The organism is Delftia sp. S65, from assembly GCF_016516495.1.
In the GTDB taxonomy this organism is placed as follows: domain Bacteria; phylum Pseudomonadota; class Gammaproteobacteria; order Burkholderiales; family Burkholderiaceae_C; genus Comamonas; species Comamonas acidovorans.
Genome location: NZ_JACVUR010000011.1, coordinates 65,661 through 79,213 on the forward strand (window position 1 = coordinate 65,661; position 13,553 = coordinate 79,213).

Annotated in this window: 11 protein-coding genes and 1 tRNA gene; 8 read left to right on the top strand and 4 right to left on the bottom strand. The window is 66.4% G+C overall.

All coding sequences use genetic code 11. The annotated features are described in order from the left end of the window. Nucleotides 1-153 precede the first annotated feature (153 nt). The 3 genes from IAE24_RS12130 to IAE24_RS12140 all read left to right on the top strand — a co-directional run bounded on the left by IAE24_RS12130 (nucleotide 154) and on the right by IAE24_RS12140 (nucleotide 3,595). Nucleotides 154-1,107, top strand: coding sequence for a hydroxymethylglutaryl-CoA lyase (locus IAE24_RS12130; RefSeq protein ID WP_043781550.1), 954 nt, complete (start codon nucleotides 154-156; stop codon nucleotides 1,105-1,107). A gap of 39 nt (nucleotides 1,108-1,146) precedes the next feature. Next, entirely contained in the window at nucleotides 1,147-2,394 is a 1,248-nt protein-coding gene (locus IAE24_RS12135; protein ID WP_197943053.1) for a CaiB/BaiF CoA transferase family protein, read from the top strand. Nucleotides 2,395-2,539: 145 nt separating this feature from the next. After that, complete coding sequence (locus IAE24_RS12140; RefSeq protein WP_199962447.1) at nucleotides 2,540-3,595, top strand: Bug family tripartite tricarboxylate transporter substrate binding protein; 1,056 nt, start codon at nucleotides 2,540-2,542, stop codon at nucleotides 3,593-3,595. Nucleotides 3,596-3,691: 96 nt separating this feature from the next. Here the strand turns inward: IAE24_RS12140 and IAE24_RS12145 are convergent, their stop codons facing one another. Further along, nucleotides 3,692-6,319 (bottom strand): arginine/lysine/ornithine decarboxylase, encoded by a 2,628-nt coding sequence (locus IAE24_RS12145; protein WP_199962448.1) that lies wholly within the window; start codon nucleotides 6,317-6,319, stop codon nucleotides 3,692-3,694. A gap of 149 nt (nucleotides 6,320-6,468) precedes the next feature. On the opposite strand from IAE24_RS12145, the gene IAE24_RS12150 reads away from it, so the two are divergent. Both IAE24_RS12150 and IAE24_RS12155 read left to right on the top strand, forming a co-directional pair. After that, nucleotides 6,469-6,894 (top strand): NfeD family protein, encoded by a 426-nt coding sequence (locus IAE24_RS12150; protein WP_012204811.1) that lies wholly within the window; start codon nucleotides 6,469-6,471, stop codon nucleotides 6,892-6,894. Between the two features lie 100 nt (nucleotides 6,895-6,994). Continuing rightward, nucleotides 6,995-7,912: an SPFH domain-containing protein gene (locus IAE24_RS12155; RefSeq protein WP_012204810.1), complete on the top strand. Its 918-nt coding sequence runs from the start codon at nucleotides 6,995-6,997 to the stop codon at nucleotides 7,910-7,912. A gap of 45 nt (nucleotides 7,913-7,957) precedes the next feature. Here IAE24_RS12155 and IAE24_RS12160 read toward each other — a convergent pair whose 3' ends face one another. Further along, the gene (locus IAE24_RS12160; protein ID WP_012204809.1) at nucleotides 7,958-8,362 is read right to left on the bottom strand and encodes a tautomerase family protein; all 405 of its coding nucleotides are present in this window, start codon (nucleotides 8,360-8,362) and stop codon (nucleotides 7,958-7,960) included. 197 nt (nucleotides 8,363-8,559) lie between these two features. Between IAE24_RS12160 and IAE24_RS12165 the strand changes: the two genes are divergently transcribed. The 3 genes from IAE24_RS12165 (at nucleotide 8,560) to IAE24_RS12175 (ending at nucleotide 10,222) form a co-directional block, all read left to right on the top strand. Further along, nucleotides 8,560-9,504, top strand: coding sequence for a LysR substrate-binding domain-containing protein (locus IAE24_RS12165; protein ID WP_199961397.1), 945 nt, complete (start codon nucleotides 8,560-8,562; stop codon nucleotides 9,502-9,504). A gap of 3 nt (nucleotides 9,505-9,507) precedes the next feature. Further along, nucleotides 9,508-10,074 carry a nucleotidyltransferase family protein gene (locus IAE24_RS12170; protein WP_096915908.1) on the top strand — a complete coding sequence of 189 codons (567 nt, stop codon included), beginning with the start codon at nucleotides 9,508-9,510 and terminating at the stop codon, nucleotides 10,072-10,074. Nucleotides 10,075-10,132: 58 nt separating this feature from the next. Continuing rightward, nucleotides 10,133-10,222: transfer RNA gene (locus IAE24_RS12175), tRNA-Ser, on the top strand. 125 nt (nucleotides 10,223-10,347) lie between these two features. Here the strand turns inward: IAE24_RS12175 and IAE24_RS12180 are convergent. Both IAE24_RS12180 and IAE24_RS12185 read right to left on the bottom strand, forming a co-directional pair. Further along, nucleotides 10,348-11,415: a 2,3-butanediol dehydrogenase gene (locus IAE24_RS12180; protein WP_199961393.1), complete on the bottom strand. Its 1,068-nt coding sequence runs from the start codon at nucleotides 11,413-11,415 to the stop codon at nucleotides 10,348-10,350. A 69-nt stretch (nucleotides 11,416-11,484) separates the two neighbouring features. Further along, on the bottom strand, nucleotides 11,485-13,287 hold the full coding sequence (locus IAE24_RS12185; RefSeq protein WP_199961392.1) for an NAD(P)/FAD-dependent oxidoreductase: 1,803 nt from the start codon (nucleotides 13,285-13,287) through the stop codon (nucleotides 11,485-11,487). Between the last annotated feature and the right edge of the window lie 266 nt (nucleotides 13,288-13,553).

Here is a 13,553-nt window from a genome sequence, read left to right on the forward strand (position 1 = left end):
AGGCACCCAAGGGAAAACCCCAGGCACGCAGGCTTGACGATGGCGCGTGCAGCAGGGAATATTTCAATAGAGAGAATATAGTTCTATCTATTAGAACCACACAGAACCCCGATGTCAACAGGTGAATCCGCCACCATCGACACCCACCACCGGATGCAACTGCCCATGTCTTCCCACCGTTTTGACGTACTCATCAGCGAAGTCGGCCCGCGCGATGGCCTGCAGTCCGTGGCCTCCACCATGTCCACGGCGCACAAGCTGGCCTGGATCGCCGCGCTGGCCCATGCAGGCCTGCAGGAGATCGAGGTCGGCTCCTTCGTCTCGCCCAAGCTGCTGCCGCAGATGGCCGACGCGGCCGAGGTGGTCGCCCAGGCCATCACCCTGCCGGGCGTCACCGTGATGGCCCTGGCCCCCAATCTGCGCGGCGCCGAGGCCGCGCTGCGCGCCGGCGCCCACAAGGTCACGCTGCCCGTCTCGGCCAGCCCCGCGCACTCCATGGCCAATGTGCGCAAGACGCCCATGCAGATGGTGGACGAGGTGCGGGCCATTGCCGCGCTGCGCGACGAGATCGCGCCGCAGGCCCTGATCGAGGCGGGCATCTCCACGGCCTTCGGCTGCACGCTGCAGGGGCTGGTGCCCGAGGACGAAGTGATTGCACTGGCCCTGGCCTGCGTGGCGGCGGGCGCCGATGAATCGGGCCTGTCCGACACCACGGGCATGGCCAACCCGGCCCAGGTGCGGCGCCTGTTCACACGGCTGCGCGCCGAGCTGGGCGAACATGCAGGCGCGGCCCACATGCACAATACGCGCGGCCTGGGCCTGGCCAACTGCCTGGCCGCCTACGAGGCCGGCGTGCGCACCTTCGATGCCTCGCTGGCCGGCCTGGGCGGCTGCCCGTATGCGCCCGGCGCCTCGGGCAACGTGGTCACCGAAGACCTGGTCTTCATGTTCGAGGCCATGGGCATCCGCACCGGCGTGGACATCGATCGCCTGATCGCCGCCCGCCAGCCGCTGGCCGCAGGCCTGCCCGGTGAGGAGCTGCACGGCATGACGCCGCTGGCCGGACTGCCCAAGGGCTTTGTGCCCCGCATCTACGCACCGGCCTGAGCCGCAGCGACAAAACACACATTCATTCACCGTTTTTCCATGAGCCAACCCAACTCCCCCGACACGGCCGCAGGCCAGACCGCGCCACTGCCCTACGCAGGCATCCGCGTGGTCGAGTTCACCCACATGGTCATGGGCCCGTCCTGCGGCATGATGCTGGCCGACCTGGGCGCCGAAGTCATCAAGATCGAGCCCGTGGGCCACGGCCGCGACGGCGATGCCACGCGCAAGCTGCTGGGCTCGGGCTCGGGCTTTTTCCCGCTGTTCAACCGCAACAAGAAAAGCCTGACGCTGGACCTGCAGACCGAGGAAGGCAAGCAGGCCGCGCTGCGCCTGATCGCCACGGCCGACGTGGTCTGCGAGAACTTCAAGCCCGGCACCATGCGCAAGCTGGGCCTGGACTACGACAGCCTCAAGGACCGCTTCGAGCGCCTCATCTACGTGAGCCACAAGGGCTTTCTGCCCGGCCCCTACGAGCACCGCACGGCGCTGGACGAAGTGGTGCAGATGATGGGCGGCCTGGCCTACATGACGGGCCGCCCCGGCGACCCGCTGCGCGCGGGCGCCAGCGTCAACGACATCATGGGCGGCATGTTCGGCGCCATGGGCGCGATGGCCGCCCTGGCCCAGCGCGAGAAGACCGGGCGCGGCCAGGAAGTGCAAAGCGCGCTGTTCGAGAACAACATCTTCCTGGTCGCCCAGCACATGATGCAGTTCGCCGTCACCGGCAAGCCGGCCGCGCCCATGCCGGCACGCATCTCGGCCTGGGCCATCTACGACGTGTTCGAAGTCCGGGACGGCGAGCAGATCTTCCTGGCCGTGGTCAGCGATGGCGCCTGGCGCCTGTTCTGCGACGCCTTCGGCCTGGGCGAGCTGCGCGACGATCCGCGCCTTGGCAGCAACAACGACCGCGTGCTGGCGCGCAGCTGGCTGATGCCGCTGCTGCGCGAGAAGATGGCCCCGCACAGCGCCGCCCACATTGCGGAGATCTTCGAGAAGAACGGCCTGCCCTTCGCGCCCATCGCACGCCCGCAGGACCTGCTGGAAGACCCGCACCTGAACGCCACGGGCGCGCTGGCCCCCATCACCCTGCCCGATGGCCGCGAGACCAAGACCGTGCTGCTGCCCTTCACGCTGGACGGCAAGCGCCTGGATGTGCGCCTGTCGCCGCCGCGCCTGGGCGAGCACAGCCTGGAGATCCTCACCGCCCTGGGCTACAGCAGCGAGCAGGCCCTGGCCCTGGCCCGGGGCGACGCCACCGACAGCCACGCCAAGGCTTCCCACTGAAGCCAGGCTGAGCCACTGAAGGCGCCGCCGTCCACCCGGCGCGCGGCGCCCCTGCAACCTTGCACCCCATCCACCCCACACCGGACGACGCTTGCCGCGCGCCCGGCGGGGAGGCCTTTTCCCAAAAATTCCCGGAGACAACACCATGCCCGCCATCCACCGCAACCCGACCGCCCAAAACCGGACACAGGCACAGACCCAGGCCCGCCCTTGTTCCGCCCCGCGCCGCCAGTTGCTGCTGTGCGCCCTGCCCGCATTGGCTGCCGCCCTGCTCCCGCTGGCGGCCCAGGCCCAGACTGACCACTGGCCCTCACGCGCCGTGCGCATGGTCGTTCCCTACACACCGGGCGGCGGCACGGACGCGGTAGCGCGCCAGATCAGCGAGCGCGTGGGCACGCTGAACAAATGGACCGTGGTCGTGGACAACAAGCCCGGCGCGGGCGGCAACATCGGCCTGGATGCAGTGGCCAAGTCCGCGCCGGATGGCTATACCTTCGGCATGGGCCAGACCGCCAACCTCGCCATCAACCCCGCCCTGCTGCCCAGCATGCCCTTCAACCCGCGCACCGACCTGATCCCCGTGGCCCTGGTCGCCGCCCAGCCCACGGTGCTGGTCGTGCCGCAGGACTCGCCATGGAAGTCGGTGCAGGATCTGGTCAAGGCCGCCAAGGCCGACCCGGGCGGCATCCGCCAGGGCCTGGCATCGACGGGCACGGTAGGCCACCTGGCCGGCGAGATGCTGGCCTTCAAGGCCGGCATCCAGGTGCTCAACGTGCCCTACAAGGGCGCAGCGCCGGCCGTGACCGACCTGCTGGGCAAGCAGACGCACTACATGTTCGGCACGCCCCAGGCCGTCTATCCGCTACTCAAGGGCGGCAAGCTGCGCGCCCTGGCCGTGACCTCGGCCAAGCGCCTGCCCATCCTGCCCGAGGTGCCCACCGTGGCCGAGTCGGGCTATGCAGGCTTCGAGGCCGTGGACTGGAAGCTCATCGTCGCGCCCAAGGGCACGCCGGCTGCCATCGTGCAGAAGATGAACACCGCCGTGAACGCGGCCCTGCAGCAGCCCGCCGTGCAGCAGCAACTGCAGGCCGAGGGCAGCACGGCCCTGGGCGGCAGCATCCAGGACGCGGCCCAATACCTGCTCAAGGAACAGACGGACTGGGCCGCGCTGATCCGCGACGCAAAGATACGCCTGGAGTGACCACGGAATAACAACGCCGCAGCGGCGCAATGAAAAAGGCGCGGAGCCCCTTTCGGGACCCGCGCCTTTTATATGGGCCGTCAGCCGGCCCGGCGATCAGATCGTGCGGCCGAAGGGACCATCGTCCCCCACCTGCACCATTTTGCGGCCGCGCGCAGGCTTGGCTGCGGTGCCGACTTCAGGCGCGGCCGGCTGCGCCTTGCGCGCTGCGGGGCGCTTGGCAGGCGCCTTGACCGCGGCGGCCTTGGCAACCTTGGCGGCCGGCTTGGCTGCCGGTTTCGCGGCTGCCTTGGCAACTGTCTTGGCGGCTGCCTTGCCAGCTGTCTTGGCGGCTGTCTTGGCCGCAGGCTTGGCTGCAGTCTTCACGGCCTTCTTCGCAGCAGGCTTGCCCCCTGCCGGCGTCTTGCGGGCCGGCGCGGTCCCGGCCACGCAGTCGGCGTAGTAGCGCACTTCGCCATCTTCGCTTTGCAATTCCACCAGGCCGTGGATGTCGGTCTCGAAGCCTGGGCACTCCTTGGCGAACTCGCGCGCAAACAGCAGGTAGTCCACGATCTTGCGGTTGAACACTTCGCCGGGAATCAGCAGCGGAATGCCGGGCGGGTACGGCGTGACCAGGCCCACGGTGATGCGGCCTTCCAGGTGGTCGATCTCCACGCGCTCGGTCTTGCGCTGCGCGATGTGGGCGTAGGCATCGGTGGGCTTCATGGCGGGCTGCAGGTCCGACAGGTACATCTCGGTCGTCAGGCGGGCGATGTCGTACTTGGCGTACAGCTGGTGCACGTGCTGGCACAGGTCGCGCAGGCCCATGCGCTCGTAGCGGCGGTGCTGCTGGCAGAACTCGGGCAGGATGCGCGCCAGCGGCTGGTTGCGGTCGTAGTCGTCCTTGAACTGCTGCAGCGCCGTCAGCATGGTGTTCCAGCGGCCCTTGGTGATGCCGATGGTGAACATGATGAAGAACGAGTACAGGCCCGTCTTCTCCACCACCACGCCGTGCTCGGCCAGGTACTTGGTCACGATGGAGGCGGGGATGCCCGTGTCCGAGAAATCGCCGTCCAGGTCCAGGCCCGGCGTCACGATGGTGGACTTGATCGGGTCCAGCATGTTGAAGCCGTCGGCCAGCTCGCCGAAGCCGTGCCAGTTGTCGAACTCCTTGCCGTTCTTGGCCTTGGAGCGCTTGGGTGCCGCGTCATGGCCGCGGATGATCCAGTCCTGGGCCGAGCCCACGCCTTCATCGGCCAGCTTCTCGGGACCCCAGACCTCGAACCACCAGTCGTCGTCGCCGAACTCGTCCTCCACCTTGCGCATGGCGCGGCGGAAGTCCAGCGCCTCCAGAATGGACTCCTCCACCAGGGCCGTGCCGCCGGGCGGCTCCATCATCGCGGCGGCCACGTCGCAGCTGGCGATGATGCTGTACTGCGGGCTGGTCGAGGTGTGCATCAGGTACGCCTCGTTGAACAGGTGGTGGTCCAGCTTTTCGGTCTGGCTGTCCTGCACCAGCACATGCGAGGCCTGGCTGATGCCGGCCAGCAGCTTGTGGATGGACTGCGTGGCATACACCACCGAGTGCTTGGGGCGCGCGCGCTTCTTGCCCATGGCGTGGTAGCTGCCATAGAACGGGTGGAAGGCAGCGTGCGGCAGCCAGGCCTCGTCGAAGTGCAGGTTGGCCACATAGCCGTCCAGCATGCTCTTGATGGTCTCGGTGTTGTAGAGCACGCCGTCGTAGGTGGACTGTGTCAGCGTCAGCACGCGCGGCTTGACCGTCTTGGCGTCCACGCCCTTGAGCAGCGGATTGGCCGCGATCTTGGCCTGGATGGACTCCACCGAGAACTCGCTTTGCGGGATCGGGCCGATGATGCCGAAGTGGTTGCGCGTGGGCTTGAGGAACACCGGAATCGCACCCGTCATGATGATGGAGTGCAGGATGGACTTGTGGCAGTTGCGGTCCACCACGACCACGTCGCCGGGCGCCACGGCGTGGTGCCACACGATCTTGTTCGACGTGGACGTGCCGTTGGTCACGAAGTAGCAATGGTCGGCATTGAAGATGCGGGCGGCATTGCGCTCGCTCTCGCCGATGGCGCCGTTGTGGTCCAGCAGCTGACCCAGCTCCTCCACCGCGTTGCACACGTCGGCGCGCAGCATGTTCTCGCCGTAGAACTGGTGGTACATCTGGCCCACGGGGCTTTTCAGGAAGGCCACGCCGCCCGAGTGTCCGGGGCAGTGCCAGCTGTAGGAGCCGTCTTCCGCATAGTCCAGCAGCGCCTTGAAGAACGGCGGCTGCACGCCTTCCAGGTAGCTCTTGGCTTCGCGGATGATGTGCTTGGCCACGAACTCCGGCGTGTCCTCGAACATGTGGATGAAGCCGTGCAGCTCGCGCAGGATGTCGTTGGGCAGGTGGCGGCTGGTCTTGGTCTCGCCGTAGATGTAGATCGGCACATCGGCGTTCTTGCGGCGCACTTCGCCGATGAAGCTGCGCAGGCTGTGGATCACGGGATCGGTTCCGCCATCGCCCAGCGAGAACTCCTCGTCATCGATGGACAGAATGAAGGCACTGGCCCGGCTTTGCTGCTGCGCGAATTGCGACAGGTCGCCGTAGCTGGTCACGCCCAGCACCTCGAAACCTTCCTCCTCGATGGCCTGGGCCAGGGCGCGGATGCCCAGGCCCGAGGTGTTCTCGGAGCGGTAGTCCTCGTCGATGATGACGATGGGAAAGCGAAACTTCATGGGGGCAGCCTCCGTAACCTGAGCGGGCCAAAAAACGAAACAGGCGCGAAGTGTAAGGAATATCCTTATTGCGCCTTTGAAGCGTGCGGATTTTCACCCAGAATGTGCTGCACTAAACACAAGCAACTGTCACAAAGGGAGTCTCACGCATGGAATATTCCACCATCTGGTGGCTAGTCGCCGGCGCCTTGGTCATCGCCGAGCTGCTGACCGGCAGCTTCTATCTGCTGATGCTGGCGCTGGGCGCCATCGTCGGCGCGCTGTGCGCGCATGCGGGCCTGGCGCCCATTGCACAGATCATCATCGCCGCCGCGCTGGGCAGCGCCTTCGTGCTGGCCTGCTATCTGGTGCGCCGCCGCCAGCCCAGCCGCCAGCCGGCATCGAGCAACCGCGATGTCAACCTCGACATAGGCGAGTCCGTCATGGTCGAGCAATGGAATTCCGACGGCACGGCCCAGGTCCGCTACCGTGGCGCCCAATGGACCGTGATCGGCCGCCCGGGCAACCTGCCCTCGGCCGGCATGCACCGCGTGGCCGAGGTCGTCGGCAACCGGCTGCTCGTGGACAAGCTCTGAGCCACCGCTGCACCTCTTGCGCACACCTGGGGATGCAGTCCTCGCGCCCCTTCGCCTCACCCTCTTGTTTCACTGAATGCCCTCCGGGCTTGGAGACACCATGGAAATCGCCATCGTCATCGCCGTCATCGCGGCCATCTTCATCGCACGCTCCGTCAAGGTCGTGCCCCAGCAGCACGCCTGGGTCAAGGAACGCCTTGGCAAGTACGCCGGCACGCTCACGCCGGGCCTGAACTTCCTCGTGCCCTTCGTGGACCGCGTGGCCTACAAGCACAGCCTCAAGGAAATCCCGCTGGATGTGCCCAGCCAGGTCTGCATCACGCGCGACAACACCCAGCTGCAGGTGGACGGCATCCTCTACTTCCAGGTCACCGACCCCATGCGCGCCAGCTACGGCTCGTCCAACTACATCATGGCCGTCACCCAGCTGGCCCAGACCTCGCTGCGCAGCGTGATCGGCAAGCTCGAACTGGACAAGACCTTCGAGGAGCGCGACATGATCAATGCCCAGGTGGTCTCCGCCATCGACGAGGCCGCGCTCAACTGGGGCGTGAAGGTGCTGCGCTATGAAATCAAGGACCTGACGCCGCCCGCCGAAATCCTGCGCTCCATGCAGGCCCAGATCACGGCCGAGCGCGAAAAGCGCGCACTGATCGCCGCCTCCGAAGGCCGCCGCCAGGAACAGATCAACATCGCCACCGGCGAGCGCGAAGCCTTCATCGCACGCTCCGAAGGCGAGAAGCAGGCCGTCATCAACAAGGCCCAGGGCGAGGCCGAATCCATCAAGGCCGTGGCCGACGCCACCGCCCAGGCCATCGAACGCGTGGCCAACGCCATCCGCCAGCCCGGCGGCGAACAGGCCGTGCAGCTCAAGGTGGCCGAAAAGGCCGTCGAGGCCTACAGCCAGGTGGCATCGGACGCCACCACCACCTTGATCGTTCCCAGCAACATGACCGAGGTATCGAGCCTGATCACCTCGGCCATGAAGATGATCCAGACCGGGCAGCGCACCAGCTGAGATCCGCCGGAACCCCATGAAGAACGGGCCATCGCGGCCCGTTTTTCATTGCGCGCCGGTCTGCTGCACCAGTGCCATGGCGAAGCGCCCATGGCCCACGGACCAGTCCGAGTAGTCGTTCTCATGCATGAAGATGAACACATCGGCCGGCGCAACCCCGGCCCCCTCGTGCAGATTGCGCGCAATGGCCGCATACAAGGCCTTCTTCATCGCATCGCTGCGTCCGCGCCGCATGGTGATCTCGACCACCACCACCGCATCCGAACGCGCTACCCCGTTGAAACTGCGGCTGAACGCGAACTGCCCGGGAGCGTACGGGTGCACCATGTTGAACAGCTCGTCCTCGGGCATGCCAATGCCTTGCACCAGCGCCTGGTGGATGCCCTGCACGACGGCATCGCGCTGGGAAGTGGAGGTGGACTGGGGCAGATAGGTGTGGACGAAGGGCATGGTGCTATGTGCTTTGGGATCAAATGGAGAGGAAGAGTCCGGCCAGAATCCACGCAGGATTGCCGGCCGAAGCGGCAAATCTATCCACCGGCCCATTGCCTGAAAAGCGATGATTCGGCCGGTTCTATGTACCTGGAACTCACATAGCCTCCACCCGCCCCGTGACCCGCCCGGTGACCCGACTCATGACCCCACCCATGACCCGCCGCCTGCCCCCGCTGGCCGCCCTGCGCGCCTTTGAAGCTGCCGCACGCCTGGGCCGCATGACGGCGGCGGCAGACGAGCTGTGCGTCTCGCCCGGCGCCGTCAGCCGCCAGGTACGGCAGCTGGAGCAGCATCTGGGCCTGGCGCTGTTCGCGGGCACCAAGGCCCGCCCCACGCTCACCGCAGCGGCGCGCACCCTGCAGCCCGCGCTCACCCAGGCCTTCGAGCAGATCCATGAGGCGGTGCGCAGCCTGGGCGACGCCCACGAAGGCCCGCTGGACGTGGCCTGCTTCAGCACCTTCACCGTCAAATGGCTGATCCCCCGGCTGTTCGACTTCCACGCGCACCACCCCGGCATCGAGGTGCGCCTGCGCACCACGGACACCGGCACCGACGCTGCACGCGAAGGCTGCGACCTGCTCATCACGGCCATCCCCACCGACAGCAGCGGCAACAGCGGCCAGGCCATTTCAGACGACGAGTTGGCCCTGCCGCTTTTCGACGAATACCTGGGCCCCGTGATGTCCCCCGCAATGGCCGGGCCTGTCGCGCGGCCCCAGGACCTGGCCAGCCTCCCCTTGCTGCACACGCGCGGCCGGCGCGATGCCTGGGACCTGTGGGCCGCCTCCATGGACATGGCCCCGCCCGCAGCGGCCGGCCCCGTCTACGAGCACTACTACTTCACGCTGGAAGCGGCGCTGCGCGGCCTGGGTGCAGCCGTTGCTCCCTGGCACCTGGTGATGGACGACGTGCAGGCCGGCCGCCTGCTGGCACCCTTCGGCTTCACGGCCTCCGGCTACCGCTACCTGGCACTGCGCCGCAGCACCGCCGCGCCTGCCCGGCTCGACACCCTGTGCACGTGGCTGCAGGCGCAGGTGCGGGCCATGCCGCAAGTGCAGAACTTCCAGCAGAACACAACGACTCCCCGCAAGATTTGAACTATGCCAACCACGCCAAATTCCGAGGAGTTTGTGACCATCGCCAGGCAGAACCCCATCAACGCCGCACTCCTGCAGCGCCTGCCGGCCCTGGGCCTGAATCAATGCCACCTGACGGCAGGCTGCCTGTTCCAGGCCTGGTGGAATCAACACTCAGGCCGCCCTGCAGGCTGGGGCGTGAAGGACTACGACATCTTCTACTTCGACGACAACGACCTGTCGTGGGAAGCCGAAGACGCCGTAATCCGCAAGGCCGAGCAGTTGCTGGCAGACCTGGGCGCCCGCATCGAAATACGCAACCAGGCGCGCGTGCACCTGTGGTATCCACAGCGCTTCAACGCGCCCTATCCCCAACTGCGTAGCGCCCGCGATGGCATGGACCGTTACCTGATCGCCTGCACCTGCGTTGGCATCGATGTGACCAGCGGGGAGCTGTATGCGCCCGATGGACTGGCAGACCTCGCGGCAGGCCGGCTGCGCATCAACCCCAGGTTCGCACAACCGGCCATGTTCGAGGCCAAAGCGCGAAACTACCAAGAGCGCTGGCCTTGGCTCACCGTGGCGAATTGATGGCACACCATGGAGTTTGTCCAGGACGTGCAAAACCAGTGCTAGAATCGCGGTCTTCGGAGAGGTGGATGAGCGGTTTAAGTCGCACGCCTGGAAAGCGTGTGTGGGCTAATCCCCACCGCGGGTTCGAATCCCGCCCTCTCCGCCAAAATGATCTAAGCCCTTGATTGATTCAATCAAGGGCTTTTTTCTTTGCGCAGCGTGACCACACGGCAGGCATCAGACGAACCCGCTCCTGATCGCAGCCGGTTCGATTCAGGCCTGCCGCCCGGCCTACTTGAGCCGTGGCTGCACGATGATCTTCACCGCCGATTCGTTGTTGTGAATCAGCGTGTCAAAGCCCTGCGCCACCAGGTCATCGAGCTGGATGCGCTGGGTGATGAAGGGCTCGAGGTTGATCTTGCCCTCCTCGACCAGCTTGATGGTTTCCTGGTGGTCGTTGCAGTAGGCAATGGTGCCGCGCACGTCCAGCTCCTTCATGACCACGCTGTGCACGTTGATGGTGGCCGGATGGCTCCAGATGGACACGATCACCACCACGCCCGTGGCCTTCGTCACGGCCACCAGCGTGTCCAGCACCTTGTTCACGCTGGAGCATTCGAACGACACATCCACGCCCTTGCCGCCGGTGAGCTTCATCACCTCGGCCACCACGTCCACTTCGGAGGGGTCCAGGATGTGATCGGCCACGCCCGATTCACGCGCCTTCTGCTTGCGCTTGGCGCTCAGTTCGGTGATGACCACCGTCAGGCCCTTGGCCTTCAGGATGGCGGACAGCAGCAGGCCGATGGGGCCTGCACCGCCGACCAGCGCCACATCACCCGCCTTCGCGCCGCTGCGGGTGTAGGCATGGTGGCCCACGGACAGCGGCTCGATCAGCGCGGCCTGGTCCAGTGGAATGGCATTGGAGATCGGGTGCACCCAGCGGCGCTTGACCGCAATCCGCTCGGACAGCCCGCCGCCGCGCCCGCCCAGGCCGATGAAATTCATGTCCTTGGACAGGTGGTAGTGGTCGCCCGGCCCCGTGGGCACGTCGTCGGCCACGATGTAGGGCTCCACCACGACGTGCTGACCGACCTTGATATCGTCGACGCCCGCGCCCACGGCGTACACCACGCCGGAGAACTCGTGCCCCATGGTGATGGGTGCGGACTCGCCCGAGATGGGGTGCGGATGGCCGCAGGGCGGAATGAAGATCGGCCCTTCCATGAACTCATGCAAATCCGTGCCGCAGATGCCGCACCAGGCCACCTCGATGCCCACGGTGCCGGGCTCCACCACGGGTTCGGGGATGTCTTCGATGCGGATGTCGCCCCGGTCGTAGAAACGTGCTGCTTTCATGATTGAACTTTCTGTTTTGCAAGGCTGGGTTGGCGGGCGGCACAGCCGCCCCATGGCGATTATTCGGCCTTACCGCAGGTGATGAACTTGCTGCAGGTCATAGACACGCACTGGCAGGCCTTCCTGCCGCGCCTTGAGCTGCAGCGCCAGGTACAGCGAGTAGTGGCGCGACTGGTGCAGGTTGCCGCCGTGGAACCACAGCGCGTCTTGCTGCGTGGGCCTCCACATGTTGCGCTGCTCGCCCTCCCACGGCCCCGGGTCCTTGGTGGTGTCCGAGCCCAGGCCCCAGACCTTGCCCACCTTGTCTGCCACCTCCTGGCTGATCAGGTCGGCCACCCAGCCGTTCATGGAGCCATAGCCGGTCGCGTAGACCACCAGGTCCGCCGGCAGCTCGGTGCCATCGGCCAGCACCACCGCGTTTTCCGACAGGTGGCTGATCTGCTTGCCCGCCTGCAGCTTGATGCTGCCGTCGATCACCAGATCGCAGGCCCCCACGTCGATGTAGTAGCCCGAGGCGCGGCGCAGGTACTTCATGAAAAGACCCGAGTTGTCATCCCCGAAGTCCAGCATGAAGCCGGTCGCCTCCAGCTGGCGGTAGAACTGAGCGTCGCGCTCGCGGATGCGGTCGTACACCGGCACCTGGAAGTCGGCCATGATGCGGTAGGGCAGCGAGGCGAAGATCAGGTCCGCCTTCCTGGTCGTCACGCCGCTGGCCACGGCGCGCTCCGAATACAGGTCGCCCAGGCCGATGTCCATCAGCGAATCGGAGCGCACGATGTGCGTGGACGAGCGCTGCACCATGGTCACATCGGCGCCGTGCTCCCACAGGGCCGCGCAGATGTCGTGCGCTGAATTGTTGGCGCCGATCACCACCACCTTCTTGCCCGCATAGGCGTCCGGGCCATGGTGCTGGGACGAGTGCTGCTGCTCGCCCTTGAAGACGTCCTGGCCCTTGATCTTGGGCACATTCGCCTTGCCCGACATGCCGGTGGCGAACACCACATGCTTGGGGCGCAGCACCTGCGTCTCGCCGTTGCGCTCCACGGTGACTTCCCATTCCTGCCGGTCCTCATCGAAGCGGGCGTTCAGGCAGTTGGTGGACGGCCAGTAGTTGACCTCCATCACCTTGGTGTACATCTCCAGCCAGTCGCCGATCTTGTCCTTGGGCGCGAACACGGGCCAGTTGTCCGGGAAAGGCATGTACGGCAGGTGGTCGTACCAGACCGGGTCGTGCAGGCACAGCGATTTATAGCGGTTGCGCCACTGGTCGCCAGGGCGCGCCTGGCGGTCGATGACGATGTGCGATACCCCCAGCTGGCGCAGCCGCGCGCCCAGCGCAATGCCGCCCTGGCCGCCGCCGATGACGAGCACGAAAGGCTGCTTGTCGCGGCCCAGCTCCTGCGCCTCCTGCTGGCGGCGCTCCAGCCAGGTCTGGCGGCCACGCCGGATGCCGTGCTCGGCCCCCATCGGGCGGCGCGTGCCCATGGGTTCCTCATGGCCCTTGAGCTCCTGGGCGGCCGTCAGCAGCGTCCAGATGCGCCCGTCCCTGATGCGGACATGGCCGCCGCCGCGCGCATGGCGCGTATCGATCACGATCCAGGCGGACACCACGCCATCGGCCTCCTCCACCGTCTCACGCTCGTCCAGCGAAAAGCGCACGGGCGCCGCGGCGTCCAGCTGCGCAGCCAGCATGTCGGCGATCTGGCTGCGCCCTTCCATGGTCTTGATGTTCCAGGTCAGCAGCACCAGGTCGCGCCAATAGCATTCATCGGCGAACAGGCGGCTGGCGGCCGCGAAGTCGCGGTCTCCCAGGGCATGGTTGAGTTGGTCAAGCAGCGCCTTGGCGCGGGCGTTGGGCGTCGTATCGGTCATGGTTGTCTCCTTGATGCGGTCATGCCCGCTGGTTTTTCTTCGGGCAGGCGCTCTTACGCAATCACCATGCCAGACAGGCCCGGCGGCAGGATGCGCCAGGCAAATCAAGGGGTTGCCTGCGCACCGCCAGTACAAACCCTGCGCCTTGCACCCCGCTGCCCGGCGTTGCCGCCCGCGACAGGTGGGGCAGCCCTGCGACACCTGTCGCACCAGGCGTGCTGCAGCGCAGCAGGGGCAGTGGGTAAGTCTTGATTGGCGCTGCACCG

Excerpts from the sequence above, each read along its gene's own strand:
- IAE24_RS12130 (WP_043781550.1), top strand. The coding sequence starts at position 154 with ATGCAACTGCCCATGTCTTCCCACCGTTTTGACGTACTCATCAGCGAA.
- IAE24_RS12135 (WP_197943053.1), top strand. The coding sequence starts at position 1,147 with ATGAGCCAACCCAACTCCCCCGACACGGCCGCAGGCCAGACCGCGCCA.
- IAE24_RS12140 (WP_199962447.1), top strand. The coding sequence starts at position 2,540 with ATGCCCGCCATCCACCGCAACCCGACCGCCCAAAACCGGACACAGGCA.
- IAE24_RS12145 (WP_199962448.1), bottom strand. The coding sequence starts at position 6,319 with ATGAAGTTTCGCTTTCCCATCGTCATCATCGACGAGGACTACCGCTCC.
- IAE24_RS12150 (WP_012204811.1), top strand. The coding sequence starts at position 6,469 with ATGGAATATTCCACCATCTGGTGGCTAGTCGCCGGCGCCTTGGTCATC.
- IAE24_RS12155 (WP_012204810.1), top strand. The coding sequence starts at position 6,995 with ATGGAAATCGCCATCGTCATCGCCGTCATCGCGGCCATCTTCATCGCA.
- IAE24_RS12160 (WP_012204809.1), bottom strand. The coding sequence starts at position 8,362 with ATGCCCTTCGTCCACACCTATCTGCCCCAGTCCACCTCCACTTCCCAG.
- IAE24_RS12165 (WP_199961397.1), top strand. The coding sequence starts at position 8,560 with ATGACCCGCCGCCTGCCCCCGCTGGCCGCCCTGCGCGCCTTTGAAGCT.
- IAE24_RS12170 (WP_096915908.1), top strand. The coding sequence starts at position 9,508 with ATGCCAACCACGCCAAATTCCGAGGAGTTTGTGACCATCGCCAGGCAG.
- IAE24_RS12180 (WP_199961393.1), bottom strand. The coding sequence starts at position 11,415 with ATGAAAGCAGCACGTTTCTACGACCGGGGCGACATCCGCATCGAAGAC.
- IAE24_RS12185 (WP_199961392.1), bottom strand. The coding sequence starts at position 13,287 with ATGACCGATACGACGCCCAACGCCCGCGCCAAGGCGCTGCTTGACCAA.